Source organism: Thalassospira povalilytica, from assembly GCF_002844235.1.
Classification (GTDB): Bacteria; Pseudomonadota; Alphaproteobacteria; order Rhodospirillales; family Thalassospiraceae; genus Thalassospira; species Thalassospira povalilytica.
The window spans coordinates 67,206-83,819 of the sequence record NZ_PGTS01000008.1; the positions used below are offsets into that span (position 1 = coordinate 67,206).

General features: G+C 54.5%; 18 protein-coding genes. 8 read left to right on the forward strand and 10 right to left on the reverse strand.

What is annotated here, in order from left to right; translation table 11 throughout:
- Nucleotides 1-3 precede the first annotated feature (3 nt).
- The 5 genes from CU041_RS18335 to rnd all read left to right on the forward strand — a co-directional run bounded on the left by CU041_RS18335 (nt 4) and on the right by rnd (nt 4,773).
- Entirely contained in the window at nt 4-792 is a 789-nt protein-coding gene (locus tag CU041_RS18335; RefSeq protein ID WP_318271641.1) for an HdaA/DnaA family protein, read from the forward strand.
- A gap of 83 nt (nt 793-875) precedes the next feature.
- Nucleotides 876-1,376, forward strand: a complete 501-nt coding sequence (locus CU041_RS18340; protein ID WP_101247987.1) for an ATP-dependent zinc protease family protein — start codon at nt 876-878, stop codon at nt 1,374-1,376.
- 136 nt (nt 1,377-1,512) lie between these two features.
- On the forward strand, nt 1,513-2,418 hold the full coding sequence (gene rimK, locus CU041_RS18345; RefSeq protein WP_068518209.1) for a 30S ribosomal protein S6--L-glutamate ligase: 906 nt from the start codon (nt 1,513-1,515) through the stop codon (nt 2,416-2,418).
- A 4-nt stretch (nt 2,419-2,422) separates the two neighbouring features.
- A complete protein-coding gene (locus CU041_RS18350; protein WP_170310300.1) occupies nt 2,423-3,511 on the forward strand; it encodes a succinylglutamate desuccinylase/aspartoacylase family protein in 1,089 nt (362 codons plus the stop codon).
- A 98-nt stretch (nt 3,512-3,609) separates the two neighbouring features.
- The gene (rnd, locus tag CU041_RS18355) at nt 3,610-4,773 is read left to right on the forward strand and encodes a ribonuclease D (protein ID WP_068518208.1); all 1,164 of its coding nucleotides are present in this window, start codon (nt 3,610-3,612) and stop codon (nt 4,771-4,773) included.
- A 94-nt stretch (nt 4,774-4,867) separates the two neighbouring features.
- Here rnd and CU041_RS18360 read toward each other — a convergent pair whose 3' ends face one another.
- Nucleotides 4,868-5,446 (reverse strand): TetR/AcrR family transcriptional regulator, encoded by a 579-nt coding sequence (locus CU041_RS18360; protein WP_101247988.1) that lies wholly within the window; start codon nt 5,444-5,446, stop codon nt 4,868-4,870.
- 173 nt (nt 5,447-5,619) lie between these two features.
- Here CU041_RS18360 and CU041_RS18365 point away from each other — a divergent pair, with 173 nt between their 5' ends.
- Nucleotides 5,620-6,168 (forward strand): carboxymuconolactone decarboxylase family protein, encoded by a 549-nt coding sequence (locus CU041_RS18365; protein ID WP_101247989.1) that lies wholly within the window; start codon nt 5,620-5,622, stop codon nt 6,166-6,168.
- Nucleotides 6,169-6,274: 106 nt separating this feature from the next.
- The gene (locus tag CU041_RS18370; protein ID WP_101247990.1) at nt 6,275-6,739 is read left to right on the forward strand and encodes a nuclear transport factor 2 family protein; all 465 of its coding nucleotides are present in this window, start codon (nt 6,275-6,277) and stop codon (nt 6,737-6,739) included.
- 383 nt (nt 6,740-7,122) lie between these two features.
- On the opposite strand, the gene CU041_RS18380 is transcribed toward CU041_RS18370, so the two are convergent.
- The gene (locus tag CU041_RS18380) at nt 7,123-7,989 is read right to left on the reverse strand and encodes an SDR family oxidoreductase (protein WP_101247992.1); all 867 of its coding nucleotides are present in this window, start codon (nt 7,987-7,989) and stop codon (nt 7,123-7,125) included.
- A 100-nt stretch (nt 7,990-8,089) separates the two neighbouring features.
- Between CU041_RS18380 and CU041_RS18385 the strand changes: the two genes are divergently transcribed.
- Nucleotides 8,090-9,004, forward strand: a complete 915-nt coding sequence (locus CU041_RS18385; RefSeq protein ID WP_101247993.1) for a LysR family transcriptional regulator — start codon at nt 8,090-8,092, stop codon at nt 9,002-9,004.
- Between the two features lie 30 nt (nt 9,005-9,034).
- Here CU041_RS18385 and CU041_RS18390 read toward each other — a convergent pair whose 3' ends face one another.
- The 8 genes from CU041_RS18390 to CU041_RS18425 all read right to left on the reverse strand — a co-directional run bounded on the left by CU041_RS18390 (nt 9,035) and on the right by CU041_RS18425 (nt 16,480).
- Nucleotides 9,035-9,616 carry a CatB-related O-acetyltransferase gene (locus tag CU041_RS18390; RefSeq protein ID WP_101247994.1) on the reverse strand — a complete coding sequence of 194 codons (582 nt, stop codon included), beginning with the start codon at nt 9,614-9,616 and terminating at the stop codon, nt 9,035-9,037.
- Nucleotides 9,606-10,499 carry an NAD-dependent epimerase/dehydratase family protein gene (locus CU041_RS18395; RefSeq protein WP_101247995.1) on the reverse strand — a complete coding sequence of 298 codons (894 nt, stop codon included), beginning with the start codon at nt 10,497-10,499 and terminating at the stop codon, nt 9,606-9,608. The genes CU041_RS18390 and CU041_RS18395 overlap by 11 nt, the downstream gene beginning before the upstream one ends.
- A complete protein-coding gene (rfbC, locus tag CU041_RS18400) occupies nt 10,496-11,032 on the reverse strand; it encodes a dTDP-4-dehydrorhamnose 3,5-epimerase (protein WP_101247996.1) in 537 nt (178 codons plus the stop codon). The genes CU041_RS18395 and rfbC overlap by 4 nt, the downstream gene beginning before the upstream one ends.
- On the reverse strand, nt 11,029-12,261 hold the full coding sequence (locus CU041_RS18405; protein ID WP_101247997.1) for a class I SAM-dependent methyltransferase: 1,233 nt from the start codon (nt 12,259-12,261) through the stop codon (nt 11,029-11,031). Before CU041_RS18405 ends, rfbC begins: the two co-directional genes overlap by 4 nt.
- Nucleotides 12,258-13,343 (reverse strand): CDP-glucose 4,6-dehydratase, encoded by a 1,086-nt coding sequence (rfbG, locus tag CU041_RS18410; RefSeq protein WP_101247998.1) that lies wholly within the window; start codon nt 13,341-13,343, stop codon nt 12,258-12,260. Before rfbG ends, CU041_RS18405 begins: the two co-directional genes overlap by 4 nt.
- A 5-nt stretch (nt 13,344-13,348) precedes the next feature.
- A complete protein-coding gene (gene rfbF, locus CU041_RS18415) occupies nt 13,349-14,119 on the reverse strand; it encodes a glucose-1-phosphate cytidylyltransferase (protein ID WP_101247999.1) in 771 nt (256 codons plus the stop codon).
- Nucleotides 14,120-14,174: 55 nt separating this feature from the next.
- A complete protein-coding gene (locus tag CU041_RS18420) occupies nt 14,175-15,056 on the reverse strand; it encodes a glycosyltransferase family 2 protein (protein WP_170310301.1) in 882 nt (293 codons plus the stop codon).
- 116 nt (nt 15,057-15,172) lie between these two features.
- Nucleotides 15,173-16,480, reverse strand: a complete 1,308-nt coding sequence (locus CU041_RS18425; protein ID WP_101248001.1) for a DUF1835 domain-containing protein — start codon at nt 16,478-16,480, stop codon at nt 15,173-15,175.
- Between the last annotated feature and the right edge of the window lie 134 nt (nt 16,481-16,614).

Consider the following 16,614-nt stretch of genomic DNA (forward strand, 5'->3'; position numbering starts at 1 on the left):
ACAGTGACCCCGGCGAAACACAATCCGGCCCATCACACGGACAAACCGGTGCCCGAGGCAGAACTTGCAGCCGAGCGCGACAGTGTCGCGCCCGATGTCGGCCCGCAGCAATTGCCCCTTGCACTTGAATTGCGTCCGGCTTTGGGGCGCGATGATTTCATGGTCGCGCAATGCAATCGTGATGCGGTGGCCTGGATTGATCTGTGGCCGAAATGGCCGGTGCCGGCCTTGTGTCTTTATGGGCCCAGGGGCTGTGGCAAAAGTCATCTGGCAGAGGTCTGGCGCGCCCGGTCTGCTGCACTGAGTGTTGCCGCAATCGATCTTGCCGGTTGTGATCCCGACGCGCTGCTGGGCGATGCCAGGGGGCTTGTGATCGAAGATGCCGATGGCGGCATTGATGAAACCGCCTGTTTCCATCTTTATAACATGCTCAAGGAACGGGACGGGCATTTGTTGCTTACCGCGACACAGCCGCCGGCGCGCTGGAATGTCGGGCTGCCGGATCTCAAATCCCGTCTTGGTGCGGCCCTGGTCTGCGAGATTTCCCCGCCCGATGACGATTTGATGGTCGGTCTTCTTCTTAAACTGTTTGCTGATCGGCAAATTCAGGCCGGGCCGCAAACCGTGAGCTATATTTTGCCCCGGATCGAGCGATCCTTTGTCGCACTGACCGATCTGGTCGCAGCGATTGATCGCCGTGCCCTTGCCGAAAAGCGGGCGGTGACCTTGCCGCTTGTACGCAGTGTGATGGAAGAAATGCAGGTGGCATCGGGAACCGATCGCGCCGACTAATTTCGCCCGCACTGTTAAAATCATAGGCCGATCAGCCTTTTGCAGGCTATATTCAAGGCACTTTCAATTACCGGATTGTGCATGTGAGCCCACAACGACTTAAAGTAAAACCGTCATTCAAATCCCATACCGATGCCCTGGTGGCGGGGGGGCATGTTCTTGGCTGGCGTGAATGGATCGGACTTCCTGATCTTGACGTTCCGCTGATCAAGGCCAAGGTTGATACAGGGGCGCGGACATCGTCGCTTCATGCACTTAATCCCAAACAGGTAACCCGGGACGGACAGGATTACGTCCAGTTCGTGTTGCCCCATTATCGCGGAGATGGGCATGGACGCATTCAATGCCTGGCCCCGCTGGTCGAGCTTCGCGAGATTCGGTCTTCGAACGGAAATGCCGAAGAACGGTTCATTATATCGACCCATATCGTTGTCGGGCATCACAGATTGAAAGTTGAAGTGTCGCTCGCCAACCGGTCAATCATGGGGTTTCCCATGCTTTTGGGGCGTACAGCGATGAAGGCAGGAAGATTTTTGGTGCAACCATCGAAATCTTATCTTGCAGGGAAGCCCGAACAGAGTTAGATGCGCAGAAGAACGATCATGTGGCGGAACAAATTCCCGACAGGATCGTTTTTTCTTTCTGACAATATTCCAAGACCGGGCATGCGACATCTGATCGTCTGCACGGCCATTGTGACCGACCACGGGAGTTCATTTTATGAAAATCGCGATGCTTGCGCGTAACCCAAATCTTTACTCCCACAAACGGTTGGTCGAGGCTGCCGAAGCGCGTGGGCACGAGATCGAAATCATCAACACCTTGCGGGTGACGATGAACATTACCTCGCTCAAGCCGGAAATCTATTACGGAGGCAAGAAACTTCTGGGCTATGACGCAGTCATTCCGCGTATCGGTGTGTCGGTGACGTCATTCGGACTAGCGGTATTGCGCCAGTTCGAAATGATGGGGGTTTATCCGCTTAATGAGTCGGTTGCGATCGGTCGTTCGCGTGACAAGTTGCGGTCGCTTCAGATTCTGTCGCGTCGCGGTGTCGGCCTTCCGGTGACGGCCTTTGCCCATGATCCCAAGAAAACCGACGAGGTTTTGCAGATCGTGGGTGGCGCGCCTGTGGTGATCAAGCTTCTGGAAGGAACCCAGGGCATTGGTGTGGTTCTGGGTGAAACCGAGAAATCCGCCAAATCGGTTATCGAGGCATTCCGTGGCGCCAGCGTCGACATCATGGTTCAGGAATTCATCAAGGAAGCCGGCAATACCGACATCCGCTGTTTCGTGATCGGCGGCAAGGTCATCGCCAGCATGGAACGCAAAGGTGCCGAAGGCGATTTCCGGTCAAACATCCATCGCGGTGGATCGGCCCGTTCGGTCCGCATTACCCCCCAGGAACGTGCAACGGCAGTTGAAGCCGCCAAGGCAATGGGGCTAAATGTTTGTGGTGTTGATATTTTGCGCTCGAACCACGGGCCGGTTGTGATGGAAGTCAATTCATCGCCGGGCCTTGAAGGCATCGAAGGCGCAACCGGCAAGGATATCGCCGGGATGATTATCGAATTCCTTGAAAAAGATTACCGTCCGGGAAAAGTCCGGACCAAAGGCAAAGGATAACGGCATGAGCGAAACCGGATCGACCAAGGGAAAAGAAAAAACTCCCAAGGCCCCCAAAACACCTGATTTTGAAATTGGCGGGAAAAAGGTTGCTCCGGGGACGCGCAAGATTGTCGATATTCCGATCTCGCTTCTGTCCAACCACACGCCGGTCAATCTGACCGTCAATGTCGTGCATGGCAAACGGCCGGGGCCGGTTCTGTTTGTCAGCGGGGCTGTGCATGGTGACGAGATTGTCGGGGTCGAAGTGATCCGCCGTGTCTTGAAATCCCCGGCATTGAAGGGGATGCGTGGTACATTGCTTGCCGTGCCGCTGGTCAATGCATTCGGCTTTTTGAACCACACCCGATATCTGCCCGACCGTCGCGATCTTAACCGCAGTTTCCCGGGCCATGCGCGCGGATCGCTTGCCGCGCAGCTTGCGCATCTTTTCCTGCATGAAATTGTCGAACGGTCCGATTTCGGGATTGATTTGCATTCGGCCGCGGTTAACCGCGTTAACTTGCCCCAGATCAGGGTCAATGAAGACGACCCGCAAATCATGGAATATGCCGAGGCCTTTGGCGCGCCGATCATTCTGACCAGTCCGCTGCGCGAAGGGTCACTGCGCCAGGCCGCGCGCGAAATCGGGGTGCCGATCCTGCTGTATGAAGCAGGCGAGGGGCTTCGTTTTGATGAAATGTCGATCCGGGCTGGTGTGTCAGGTGTGCTGCGTGTGATGCGCAAACTGGGTATGACGTCGGAACGCACCGTGCGGACACCGCGCGTGCCATCGTTCAAATCGTCCAACAGTCACTGGCTGCGTGCGCCGGTTGGCGGGATTTTGCGGACCTTCAAGCTGGCAGGTGAATTCGTGCATGCCGGTGATGTTGTCGCAGCGGTGGCCGATCCGTTCGGGCAAACCGACGAAGAAGTCCTGGCGCGCGAGGATGGCCTGATTATCGGGCGGACCAATTTGCCGATCGTCAATCAGGGCGATGCGCTGTTTCATGTCGCATCAATCAAACGCCCGGCAGAAGTCCAGGAACGCATGGACGCCATCGAAACCCACCTGCAATCCGATCCGCTGCTTGATGAGGATGAAATCATCTAGGGCGGGGCTTTTGGCGATCAGCCATTCCGTCCATGCGGTGGTCTGACCTGCGTCTAAGCCACTGGCGAATTGTTCCGGGCAATGTTATAGCAATCGACATGGAACCTATTACAACTACAGAAGAACTGCGAAGCTTGTGCGATAGCTTGCGCAAGTTCGATTACGTTACAGTCGATACCGAATTCATGCGGGACTCGACATATTGGCCGCAACTGTGTCTTGTGCAGCTTGCGAGTCCGGAACATTCGGACAACGGTGCGGCGGTTGACCCGCTTGCCGAAGGCATTGACCTGTCGCCGCTGTTTGAGCTGATGCAGGATGAAAGCGTGATCAAGGTGTTTCACGCGGCCCGTCAGGATATCGAAATTTTCGTACATTTGTCGGGCAAGGTGCCCCATCCGGTGTTTGATACCCAGGTGGCGGCCATGGTGCTTGGCTATGGTGACCAGGTCGGATACGAGACACTGGTCAACAAGGTCGCGCGCAAAAGCATCGACAAATCCATGCGGTTTACCGACTGGTCACGTCGTCCGTTATCTTCGAAACAGATCAATTATGCGCTTTCGGATGTGACGCATCTGCGCGTGATCTATGAAGATTTCCACGAACGGCTTGAGGCCAATGGCCGGGCGGTCTGGCTTTTCGAAGAAATGGAACGTCTGACCGATCCGTCGATCTATTCGATTGATCCGGCAGATGCCTGGTTGCGTCTCAAGACCCGGTCAAACAGCCCGAAGTTTCTGGCCGTTGCTCGCGCGCTTGGCGAATGGCGCGAGACAGAGGCCCAGCGCAAGAACCTGCCGCGCAATCGCATTTTGCGTGATGACACGTTGCTTGATATCGCCGCGCGTCAGCCAATGACCGAAGCCGATCTGGACAAGACCCGCGGTGTTGGCCGCAATTTCGGAAGCTCCAAGCCCGGTCAGGCAATCATCGAAGCAATCAAGGCGGCTTTGGCCTTGCCACAGGATCAGTGGCCCAAACCAAAACAGCGCATTGAATTGCCAGCCGGCATCGGCCCGACGGTCGAGCTTCTTAAGGTGTTGCTCAAGCTGTGCGCCGAGGAAAAGGGTGTGGCCCAGCGACTGGTGGCATCCGGCGATGATTTGCAAAATATTGCCGCAGACGACAATGCCGATGTTCCGGCCATGCATGGTTGGCGTCGCGAATTGTTCGGGCAATATGCCTTGCGTCTCAAACACGGTCAGCTTGGTCTCAAGCTGAAAAACGGTGAAGTCGTTCTGGTCGATCTTGACGCCTGACGACTTACGCATTGCCGATCAAAAAGACGGAGCCGGATGGCTCCGTTTTTTGTTGGGTTTTTGTTGGGCGCACGAATCAAGGCAGGTTGCTGCCTTATGCCGGAATGGCCGCATCGAGAAGGCCGGTGGCAATTGATTTGGCAATCTGGGCCGCATCAGACAGGCCGCGCACCTGTGCGGTTACAATCGCCCCTTCCTTAAGCAGGGCAAGCTGTTCGGCAAGTCCGACCGGATCAGCTGCACCCGCCGCGCTGCAAAGTTCGACAAGATAGTCGAGGATCTTTTTCTTGTGATCGGCGGCAATGCGGTGGGCAGGGTGGTCGAGTTTTGAAAATTCGCCCGATGCATTGATAAACGCACAGCCGGCAAAACCGAGCCCCTTGAAGGCGCGCCCGGTAAACCAGATTTCAAGCGCATCATACATGGCAAGCAGTTTGGCGCGCGGTTCGGACGATGCCTTTTCCATTTCACCGGTCAGCCAGTCCCTGAACTGTTCATCGCGACGTTCAAGGGCGGCAACAATCAGGTCGTCCTTTGATTTGAAATGTTTGTACATCGTCATTTTGGCGACGCCGGACTCGGCAAGAATCTTGTCAATGCCGGTGGCGTTGAAGCCCTGTGTGTAGAACAGGCGCAGCGCCGTATCGATCAGATCGTCGCGTTTTGATCTCAATTTTTTTCTCCAATAGTCAGACCGGTCTGTCTTCTTGTGCCGCGAAGGGCGCAGAAATGCAAGCACTGCGCGTTTCAGAACGACCAGTCCAAAAAATATTTGACAAGTAGACAGACCTGTCTGTATATATCGTTCATCAGCTGATGACGCAAAATCTTTTAAGGAGAAAGTCCATGACCCGAATTACGCTTCCTGCATCCATTGATGCCGCACCGGCAAATGCCCAGCCGCTTCTTGAAGGCGTGAAAAAACTGCTCGGATCGGTGCCGAACCTGTTTCGTTTGACGGCCAACAGCCCGGCAGCCCTTGAAGGCTATCTTGGTCTTAACGGTGCCTTGGCCAAAGGCGCGCTTGATCCCCAGACCCGTGAACGCATCGCCCTTGCGGTTGCCCAGCTTAATGGCTGTGACTATTGCCTGTCGGCGCATACCTATCTTGGCAAGAACCTTGCGAAACTTGACGATGCGGAAATTGCCGCCAATCGCAACGGTGCGTCGACCGACCCGAAGGCCAATGCCGCCGTGCGCTTTGCCGTGGCACTGGTTCATAACCGCGGCCAGGTTTCTGCTGCTGATGTTTCGGCTGTCAAGGAAGCCGGATTTAGCGAGGCCGAACTGGTCGAGATCGTGGCACATGTCGCGCTGAATACCCTGACCAATTACCTGAATGAGGCGTTCGATACGCCGATTGATTTCCCGGTCGTGACGGCATCTGCCGCCTAAGGGCAGGCCTGCTTCCGGCAAGGCCCCGGTCGGTGGTCCCCCCTCCGCATATCGCTCCGAACCGACCGGGGTTCCTTTTTCAAACCAGCATCAAAGGACAAGATCGATGTCACGGCCGCCGCTTCCTCCCTTTAATATCGAGACCGCGAAACAAAAAGTCCGCCTGGCGGAAGACGGCTGGAACAGCCGTGATCCGCAAAAGGTTTCCCTGGCCTACACGCCAGACAGCCAGTGGCGAAACCGTTCGGAAATGTTTGCCGGTCGCGAAAACATTGTCGCTTTTCTGACCCGCAAATGGGTCAGGGAGATGGAATACCGCCTGATCAAGGAGCTGTGGGCGTTTCATGAAAACCGGATCGCCGTGCGCTTTGCCTATGAATATCGCGATGACAGCGGCAACTGGTTCCGTGCCTATGGCAACGAGAATTGGGAATTTGATGAAGATGGCCTGATGCGTCATCGCGTTGCATCGATCAATGACAAACCGATCACGGAACAGGAACGCTTGTTCCATTGGCCGCAAGGACGCCGTCCCGATGATCATCCCGGATTGTCCGATCTTGGGCTTTGATGCCTGACCGCCATGTTCCGTGTCGCGAAGCGGACAGGAAATCCCGGCGGAAAACATTCGTCTCCCGGCAGGCAAGGTGGCACGTCCCCGGTGCTGTCTTGTCTGTCACCCCCGCCCGCAAAGGACCCTGAACATGATTGTCAAATATGTTGTCTTTTCGATCACATCGACCGCCGTGCTTTTCGTTTCGACGTTGCTCAGTTTTGCACCGTAATGCAGGGCGACGAGATCACCGGAATTGTCCCTTGTTCCGATGCCTCCCTGAAACTTGCCGGGCCCCGTTTGGGGTCCGTTTTTTTTGGCGCTGATCTGTTGTGCATGTTGGAAACAAGAACAGCCGCCCGGAATGCCGGGCGGCTGTTTTGTTTGGCAGCAAGGTTGGCTTAGTTCGTCAGGGCAATGCGAATGAAATCTTCGACAGATTGCGGCTTGCGGCCAACCAGCGTTTCGAAATCATCACTGACGGTTTCGTAATCGCCCTTTTTCGCGCCGACATAAAGACCGGCAAGGGCTTCGACCAGATGGCCCGGAAGGCCGATGCTGTTAAGGATCCCGACGTGGACGTCAGCCGGCAGGTCGGCAAAGGTAATGTCCTTGCCAGTCGCCTTGGCGATGTAGCTGGCAATTTCGGTATGGGTCACGGCTTTCGCACCGGTCAGATCATAAGTCGCATTGATGTGGTTTTTGGGATTGGCAAGAACCACTGCGGCGGCCTCGGCCAAATCATTGCGCGGGATATAGGTGATTTTGGCATCGCCCGCCGGTGCGCCATAAGCCCCGGTTTCAAGTGCATGGGGAACACCGGCAAGCAGAAGGTCGGCATAGAAACTGTTGCGCAGGAAGGTGTAGTTCAGGCCGCTTTCCTTGATGTAATTTTCGGTATCAAGGTGAATGGCGGAATAGGTGAAATCGGCATCAGCGCGCGGGTCAATGATACTGGTGTAAACCAGATGTTTGACTCCCGCGGCCTTGGCGGCATCAACCGCTGTGCGGTGCTGGGCAATGCGGGTTGCATTGTCGGCTTCTGCTGAAATGATCAGGACGGTTTCGATGCCCTTGAAGGCCGTGGTCATCAGGGCAAGGTCATCAAAATCACCATGCCGAACATCAACGCCAAGTGCTGCAAGATTTTCGGCCTTGGCCGAGGTGCGGACACTTACCGCAATTTCGCTGACCGGAAGGCGATCAAGCAGGTGTTTCACAACGAGGGTGCCGAGCTGACCGGTTGCGCCGGTAATCAGTGTTGTCATTTGAATTCTCCAGTTTGGGGCAGGCATCGCCTGTTCATGACGGAGAATGTGATCTTTAAAACCTATAGGGTCAATTCGATGGGTATGATAATAAGTATGCATGAATGTCGATGAATTTGATCTTGATTATCGGTTGTTGCGTCTGTTCCTGACCATCTATGACGAAGGATCGGTGACGGCTGCGGCACATCGCCTTGGTGTTGGCCAGCCCACCGTCAGTCACGGGCTTGACCGGTTGCGCCAGATTATCGGCGATCCGCTTTTTGTACGGTCGGGGCGATCGGTTGCGCCAACCGCACATGCCGATGAAATCGCGCCGCAGATCCGGGCTTTGTTACAAGGGATGCGTGATCTGACCAGGGTTGTGACGTTTGATCCGGATGATCCGTCTCATAGCGCGCATTTTACGATTGGGTGTAATGACTATGAAGTCAGCGTCGTCTTGCCGGCATTGATGCAACGATTGCAGTCCTGCAAGGCAGATATTCGTCTCAAGGTCTTGTCGATCAGCGGCGAGGATCATTTTGTCGGCTTGCTGCGCAGTGGCAAGATTGACCATGCCATCAGCATCCAGTCGGCGGGCAAGCATGCCGATATCGCAATGCAGGCGCTGTTCCGTGAACAGATGCGTTGCTTTTATGATCCGGGTTTTCATGATGCTGCGCCCGATACCCTTGATCGGTACTGTGCGGCGGATCATGCGCGTGTGATCATCGGGGCGAATGATGTGTCGGCGATTGACGATTTGCTGCGTGCAACAGGCCGATCACGCCGCACGGCGTTGCAGGTTTCAACCTTTGCCAGCATTCCAAACCTGATCCGCGGCACCAAGGTCATCGCGACATTGCCGTCGCGATTGGCGGAAAACGTGATGGACGGCTTTGCGACCTGTGACTTTCCGCTGGAATTTCCCGAATATGGTTTCGCCCAATACTGGCACGTCCGGAACGCCGCAAACGCAGCCCACAAATGGCTGCGCGCCGAGATTTTCAGGATTGCACGTGGCCTGGGCTAACACGCAAAGCCTTGGGCATCAGTGGTCAGATCAGTCGCGCTGAAGGGCTTTTATGAAATCTTCCGGCTGACCGTAAAGCTCTGGCTGCAGGGCTTTGAGCTTGGATTCTTCCAATTCCCACCAGCGCGTTTCAAGAAGTTGCTCGATCATCGCATCATCAAAGCGTTTCCGAATGATCCGCCCCGGATTGCCGCCAACAATAGCATAGGGCGGGACATCTTTGGTCACAACAGCCCCGGCTGCGATAACGGCACCTGTGCCAATGGTTACACCGGAAAGAATGATGGCACGTGCGCCGATCCAGACATCATGCCCAAGAGTGATTGCGCCCTTGGTAATCGCATCCTGGTTGCCCTGTTCGGTTTCCCATAGTAGCGTTTTGAATGGATACGTACTGACATGGTGAAGTGCATGATCCACTTTGCAAAGAAATTGAACGTCAGGCCCGATAGAACAATAAGTCCCCACAGACAAAGGTGCATCTGCCGATGCACCGGCAACCATGTTCTTGTGCAGTCCGTATGAATGTTTTCCAACGGTTACATGGGCCGGAAGCTTCGCTTTTTTGGGGGGCAAACCGACGAGTTTGCGCAAGCGGTCCTTAAGCTTCATGACTGCGCCACCATTCAATGCAACTTTTCAATGCCGAGATCAGATTGTACTTCGACTCAAACCCGATTGTATCATGAAGGATCGACGTATCGGCAACGAGGTAAGGGGGATCGTCAGGGCGATCGGGCAGGGTGCCGGCTGATACCTGTCCACGTCCGACCAATTGTTGCACGCTGTTTGCGACCGATAGCAGCGAATGCGCCTCGCCACTTGCAACATTCAAAATGCCTTTGAATGTGCTTTCAAAGACTGACGCAAATGCAGTTCCGGCATCCGCAACATGCATGAAGTCACGGACCTGTTTCCCCGAACTCATTTTTGCAGTTTCCCCGGCAAGAAGGGCCTTGGTTACTGCCGGGACGAAACGTGCCGGATATTCACCCGGTCCGCATAGAAGGAACAATCGTCCCCATGCAATTGAACTGCCCTGATCAATCAGGTTCTGACAGTGTCGGGCCAGTTTCAGTTTTTCCTGCCCATAAAGGGTGCCGGGTACACAAGCATCCGTTTCGCAGGTTTTCTTGCCAATTTCCGATATGGTCCAGTCATATTCTGCGCAACTGCCGGCCAGAACCGCGCGGGTTCCACCAATCTCGAGAAAGCGATCAAGCAGATCAATGGAGGCGACACGCCAGTCGGCATTGTCCGGTGCGTTCCAGAAATAACCATGCTTGGTTTGCCATGCCAGATGGATCAGACCATCGGGGCGCTCGTCCCGCATGATCCGGGATCGGAAATCCGGGTCAAGCAAGTCACCAACTTGATGGCTTGATGATTGGGAACCGGATCGACCGCAGGTCAGAACATCATACCCGGATGCTAGTAATGCCCGGCAGGTATGAGACCCGATAAGGCCGTTGGCACCGGTTACAAGGACTTTCATTCTTGGCGCTCATAATCGGGATAGTTCGCGTCACGATCATTGATCAGGGATGGCGTGATCGGCCAGTCAATCGCGAATGCCGGATCGTTCCAGCGAACTCCGGCTGCAAGATTTGCCTCAAACGGGGCTCCCATCAGATACATCACCTCGGAATTGTCGTCGAGCGTGATGAAACCATGTGCGCAGCCTTCGGGAATGATGAAAGATTTGCGGTTTTGGGCTGAAAGTTCCGCACCGGTCCACTGGCAATAGGTTGGTGATCCTGCGCGCAGATCAATTACCACATCAAAAATCCGTCCGGCGATACAGCGGACAATTTTCGGATCCCCAACCGGGGCTGCCTGATAATGCATTCCCCGCAAGGTGCCTGCGTGGTGGTTGAAAGACAGGTTCGCCTGATGGACCGCGAAGTCATGGCCATTATCGCCAAGTTCATCAACGCAAAATGACCGTGCAAAGAAACCACGGTTATCTTCGTGTGTTTCCAGTTCGATCAGGTCGACACCCGCGATATTTGTCTTTGTAAACTTCATCGCAGAACGGTGACTTCCGGCACAGCGACAAGGAACTGTCCACCCCAGTCTCGAATATAACCGACACTTTCCATGATCTCGTTCTGCAGGTTCCAGGGCAGGATCAGGACATAGTCCGGTTTGCGTTCCTTAAGCATATCAGGTGCATGAACCGGAATACGGCTTCCGGGAAGAAAGGTGTTTTGCTTGTGCGGGTTGGCATCGACAACGAAATCAATCAGATCTGTTCCGACCCCACAATAATTCAAAAGGGTATTGCCCTTGGCCGCAGCACCATAACCCGCAACGGTTTTACCATCGAGCTTGGCCTTTTTCAGGAAGGCAAGCAGGCTGTCACGAATGGCTTGAACCTTGGTTTCAAACCCTTCGTAGCAGGAGAGGGTAGCAATACCTGCATCGGATTCCTTGGCGCGGACGGCATTCAGGCGGTCCGTTTCGGGACGGGTGCCAACTGTTTTTTGCGCCCAGACACGCAGACTTCCGCCATGGGTGGGCAGTTCTTCGACGTCAAAGACCTTAAGCCCGTTCGCAGCAAAGCATTTCTCAACCGCATAAAGCGACAGGTAGGAGAAGTGTTCGTGATAGATCGTATCGAACTGGGTCTTTTCCAAAAGGTTCAAAAGATGTGGGAACTCGAATGTTGAAACGCCAACGTCTTTGAGGATCGCGGCAAAGCCTGAGACAAAATCATTGATGTCAGGTACATGTGCCAGAACGTTGTTGGCCGCCGTCAGATCGGCATGGCCGTGTTCGGCGACAATGTTTTCTGCCGTTTCCTTGCCAAAGAACGCCACCAGACTGCGAACGCCTTTTTTCTCGGCTTCGGCGGCGACATTGGCCGCGGGCTCAACACCAAGAACAGGAACGCTGTTGGCAACAAAATGCTGCAACAGATAACCGTCGTTGGAGGCCACTTCGACAACGAATGACTTATCGTTCAGGCCAAGCCGTTCGGTCGCGCTTGCGCAGTATTTGCGAGCATGTTCGACCCAGCTGCTCGAATAGCTTGAGAAATAGGCATAGTGGCTAAAGATATCGGATGGCGGGACAACGTCATCAACCTGAACCAGAAAACACTGGTCACATACACGGGCGTGGAGCGGATAAGCCGGGTCGGTATCAGACTTGTGAACAAGCGGAACATAGGAGTTCGCAAGCGGGCTAAGGCCAAGATCAACAAGGGTATGTTCAAGGTTGGTGCCGCAAGCACGGCAAGTTGGCGTTGTCATTCTTTATCCATCATCGCTTCAAACGAAGTAATCTGCGTTTCGGTCAGGTCCAGCATGTTCTGTCCTGCCAGATGTGCTTTATGCCATTCGACAATCCAGTTTACACATTCGGGCAGTGTAAGGCGTGGTTGCCACGCCAAAGTCGTCGTTGCAAGGCTTGAGTCCAGTGCAAGGGTAAGGGCTTCCTTGCTGGCGGCCGACACATCCTGTTGTGTGGTTCCGGCATCGCACCCCCAAGCATCCAGGACCAGATCGGTCACATGCGCAACGGTATGGGACTCTTTCGGGCCAAAGTTCAGTGCGGATACCGATGCCTTTTTCTCGACCACAGCCTGAAGATACATCAAATATCCTGCCACCGGTTCAATCACATGCTGCCAGGGGCGGGTGGTGCCGGGATTGCGAAGTTCGACCGCCTTGTTGTTCGCGGCCGCGCGAATGATATCGGTCATCAGACGATCTTCGGACCAGTCGCCGCCGCCAACGACGTTGCCTGCACGGGCCGTGACAAGCGCGATACCCTTGGCGCGGAAATAGCTTTGTTCAAAGCTGCGCGCGACAATTTCCTGACAGCCCTTGGACGCGCTATAGGGGTCACGCCCGCCCAGTGCATCGCTCTCGCGGAAGATAATCTCGCCATGGGCCTGATCATAGCTGTCATTGTCATAGGCCTTGTCGCTGGTGACGACCAGAATGCCCTTGACGCTTTCACAGTCGCGCAGCGCATCAAGAAGATGTGCGGTGCCCATGATATTGGTTGCCATGGTCTCGACCGGTTCGCGGTAACCGCGACGCACCAAGGGCTGTGCCGCCATATGTAAAACCAGATCGGGCCGGACCTTATGGACCATCTTTTGCACGTCTGCACGATCGCGAAGATCGGCAATCATTTCCGAGGCATAGTCAAGATCAAGCAGGTCATGCAGATTGGGATCGGTTTCCGGAGCAAGGGCAAAGCCGTGAACCTCAGCCCCCATCTTGATCAACCATGCTGCTGCCCAACTGCCTTTAAAGCCGGTGTGACCGGTCAAAAGGACCCGTTTGCCAGACCAGAAAGAACGAAGGTTTTCACTTGGACGCATCGTTTTTACCAGACCTTCCAGGGGGCGTTTCCACCTTCCCACAGGCCTTCAAGCATCTGCTTTTCGCGCAGTGTGTCCATCGGTTGCCAGAAGCCGTCATGGCGCCATGCCGAAAGCTCGTTGCTTTCTGACAGGTTGCGCAGCGGTTCTGCTTCCCAGACGGTTTGATCACCCTTGATTTCGGCAAGGACGGATTTTTCGCACACAAAGAATCCGGCATTGATGCGCGCGCCGTCACCAAGCGGCTTTTCCTGAAACGCCGTTACCTGGTTGCCATCAAGAACAGTTGCACCAAAACGGCCAGGAGGCGAGACAACCGTCATGGTTGCCTTGCGGCCCTGTTTTCTGTGGAATTCGATGCTTGCCGTAATATCGACATCGCCAAGACCGTCGCCATAGGTCAGGCAGAACGGTTTGTCATCATCAAGATAATCACCAACCCGCTTGATACGGCCGCCGGTCATGCTGTTGGTGCCGGTATCGACAAGGGTGATCTTCCAGGGCTCGGCATTGGCGTTGTGATACTCAAGCTGATTGGATGCCATATCGATGGTGACATCAGCGTGATGCAGGAAGTAATTGGCAAAATATTCTTTGATCACATAGCCCTTGTAGCCAAGGCAGATGACAAATTCATTCACGCCGTGTGCTGAGTAGATTTTCATCAGGTGCCACAGGATCGGTTTGCCGCCGATTTCGACCATCGGTTTTGGTTTGACCGAGGTTTCTTCACTCAGTCGGCTGCCATACCCGCCAGCAAGAATTACTGCCTTCATCAGAATAGGTACCCATTCATCCAGTTTGATGCGTCAGTTCGTCAGAACTCAAGTGTCAGCGCGGAAGTTTCGAGGCCCTGACACCGAATACGGCGGCCAAGGACCCCGCCGAACGGGCAAGATCACGCCAGCCTTTTGCCCGTTTCATCGCGATGCCATGCACCAGTGCCTTGCCGGCATACCGCAATGCGTATTTTATGCCAAGGCAGCTTCCGGCCAGACGGCCTTTGTATTTGGTTTCAAAGTATATTCTGGACCATGCAATGTTCCAGAACTTTTCCCAGTAATATGCCCGATTTGGACGGACAGAGCCGCCATTCAGATGCGTGACCACGGATGCAGCAACAAGAATAAGTCCATATCCGGCCTGTCGGAAGCGCATGCACATGTCGTCGTCTTCGAAATAAAGGTAAATTTCGGGATCATAAAACCCGACTTCCTTCATCGCGTTCATTCGCACAAGGTTCACTGCGCCAGACAAGAATTCAACGCATATCGGACCCTCAGGCGTAATTTCGTATGCCTGTTTTCCGAAAATGCCGCGCTTCCATAATTCGACGTCGTGGCTGGGTTCTATATTTCCGTTGCCATCCTTATGGAGCGGTCCAAACATTGCCGCTTCTGGATATTGATCGGCCGCTTGAACAAGGGCATCAATAGCATCCTGCGTCATCAAAGCGTCAGGATTTGCAAGCAGGGCAAATTCGGTTGAGACTTCTGAAAGCCCCTGACTGGCAGCAGCGCCATAGCCCAAGCCAACTGGGTTTCGAATGATTTTCGCATCGGGACGCAAGGACGTAACGATATCAAGGGTATCGTCCTTTGATGCGTTATCAACAACGATCAAGGGAAGATCAGCAGGCAGCGATTTCAAAAGGCCACCAATAACCAGCCCACCATTGTGGGTAATCGTGATTACAGTTGTTCTTGCTGCCATTAAAATATCCTGCAGAATTGATGCTGTCCCGTTGCCGGTGAACATATTCAATCCCGTCACAATGTCCAACGACAGTTTCGCCTTTTGTCAAAAAAGGCGAAACCCGTCCAACAAAGTTATTCACTCAGGCGTTCTGAATAGAAAACTCCGACTGTTTCCGGCGTTATTTCGGTCCCGCCGACCCAGCGGGTGGTGGTGAAATTGTCGAGGAAGTTTTGGTTGCCTGCCAATGTGTCTGATCCGGTCGCGGTTATGGTCAGGATGCGGGTTGGCCAGTGCTGGTCCGGATTGTCTGACAGGGTAAATAGCGGCGATTTGCAGTGCATCATGGTCTGGATTTCAGACCAGAACATCAGATCGGCAAGATAGGGAAGCGGATCGTAGCTTCGCATGAGATGGGCATAGATTTTGCCAACCGGAAGCGGGCCGTGATCGCGTGCTATCTGAAGGACAAGTTTCTGCGTCAGGCCAAGCCCCGACTGCGGGTCCGGCAATTCGGCGATGTGGCGTTCAAGAGCCGGGATCAGATGGGGCAGGGCGCTGGTTCCGGTTTGGATGAATTTTTCCAGTGCGTCGGGCATTGCGGAGCGAATGGCCTTCCACGCCGTGCGACCGGTTTCAAGCATGGCGTCAGTCACCGGTACCCGATGATTTTCCCAGCACCAGATCAGCAGTTCCGGGGATAATTGCCCAAGACCGATAAAACGCTCCACACCGGGGATTGCGCCGACCGATATCAATTCGATCCTTGTCGCGGGCCGTGCGGTGGCGATGAAGTCCATCAGGAAGGCCAGAATAAGCTGGTCGTAGCCGTCATGTTCGAACCACAAAACCACATGATCATATTGATCCAGGCGGTTCAGCGCAGCATATTCGCGTTTGCTTCTGGCCAATGCATCCTTTGGGGTGATGTGATAACCGCTTGCGATGAAATCGGCGCGAACTGAAATGAATTCATCAAGTGGCAGATCCGGCACCGGCCCCTGACAGAACGGATCGGCAAATTCCAGAAAATCACCGACAAAGCCGGCAATGCCAAGTCCGTTCCGAATGTCTGATCCGCAACGCAGATGCAGGGTGCGTTTGGTATCAAGCACGGGTTGATTTCCGCTGGAAATCTGACGGTTCTGTTCGGTGATGCGGTCGATATGGTTTTTCAGTTTGGGCCAACTGGCAAAGCCGTTTTCCCGTGCAATCACCAACTGGGCGTTAGCAAGCCGGATATCGGCAAATCCCGCAGCCCCGATCGGATGATTTGCATCGACAAAGCGTTGTTGCGCGGTTCGGTTCCCGGCACGCAGGGCGCGCAAAAGATCCTTGGCGCGCTTTCGTTGCTGTTCAAGGTTCAGGCGCCCGTCAAAGAAGATACGGTTTGGGCGCGAAGATTTGGCTTTATCGGATTTCGTTGTGCGTGATGCAGACATACGATTCCCCTGATCATAACGCCTGTGTCCGCCAGACAGGCAAGGAAACCGTGTGTTTCATATGTGTTAAACCGGGCGCAGCCCTTTCCGCGGACGGGGTGCTTGGAAGCATCCCCAACATAGCGGCTTTCGGT

Bases quoted from the DNA above. Each gene is read 5' to 3' on its own strand.
- rimK (WP_068518209.1), top strand. From the start codon at position 1,513: ATGAAAATCGCGATGCTTGCGCGTAACCCAAATCTTTACTCCCACAAA.
- CU041_RS18350 (WP_170310300.1), top strand. From the start codon at position 2,423: ATGAGCGAAACCGGATCGACCAAGGGAAAAGAAAAAACTCCCAAGGCC.
- rnd (WP_068518208.1), top strand. From the start codon at position 3,610: ATGGAACCTATTACAACTACAGAAGAACTGCGAAGCTTGTGCGATAGC.
- CU041_RS18365 (WP_101247989.1), top strand. From the start codon at position 5,620: ATGACCCGAATTACGCTTCCTGCATCCATTGATGCCGCACCGGCAAAT.
- CU041_RS18370 (WP_101247990.1), top strand. From the start codon at position 6,275: ATGTCACGGCCGCCGCTTCCTCCCTTTAATATCGAGACCGCGAAACAA.
- CU041_RS18380 (WP_101247992.1), bottom strand. From the start codon at position 7,989: ATGACAACACTGATTACCGGCGCAACCGGTCAGCTCGGCACCCTCGTT.
- CU041_RS18385 (WP_101247993.1), top strand. From the start codon at position 8,090: ATGAATGTCGATGAATTTGATCTTGATTATCGGTTGTTGCGTCTGTTC.
- CU041_RS18390 (WP_101247994.1), bottom strand. From the start codon at position 9,616: ATGAAGCTTAAGGACCGCTTGCGCAAACTCGTCGGTTTGCCCCCCAAA.
- CU041_RS18395 (WP_101247995.1), bottom strand. From the start codon at position 10,499: ATGAAAGTCCTTGTAACCGGTGCCAACGGCCTTATCGGGTCTCATACC.
- rfbC (WP_101247996.1), bottom strand. From the start codon at position 11,032: ATGAAGTTTACAAAGACAAATATCGCGGGTGTCGACCTGATCGAACTG.
- CU041_RS18405 (WP_101247997.1), bottom strand. From the start codon at position 12,261: ATGACAACGCCAACTTGCCGTGCTTGCGGCACCAACCTTGAACATACC.
- rfbG (WP_101247998.1), bottom strand. From the start codon at position 13,343: ATGCGTCCAAGTGAAAACCTTCGTTCTTTCTGGTCTGGCAAACGGGTC.
- rfbF (WP_101247999.1), bottom strand. From the start codon at position 14,119: ATGAAGGCAGTAATTCTTGCTGGCGGGTATGGCAGCCGACTGAGTGAA.
- CU041_RS18420 (WP_170310301.1), bottom strand. From the start codon at position 15,056: ATGGCAGCAAGAACAACTGTAATCACGATTACCCACAATGGTGGGCTG.
- CU041_RS18425 (WP_101248001.1), bottom strand. From the start codon at position 16,480: ATGTCTGCATCACGCACAACGAAATCCGATAAAGCCAAATCTTCGCGC.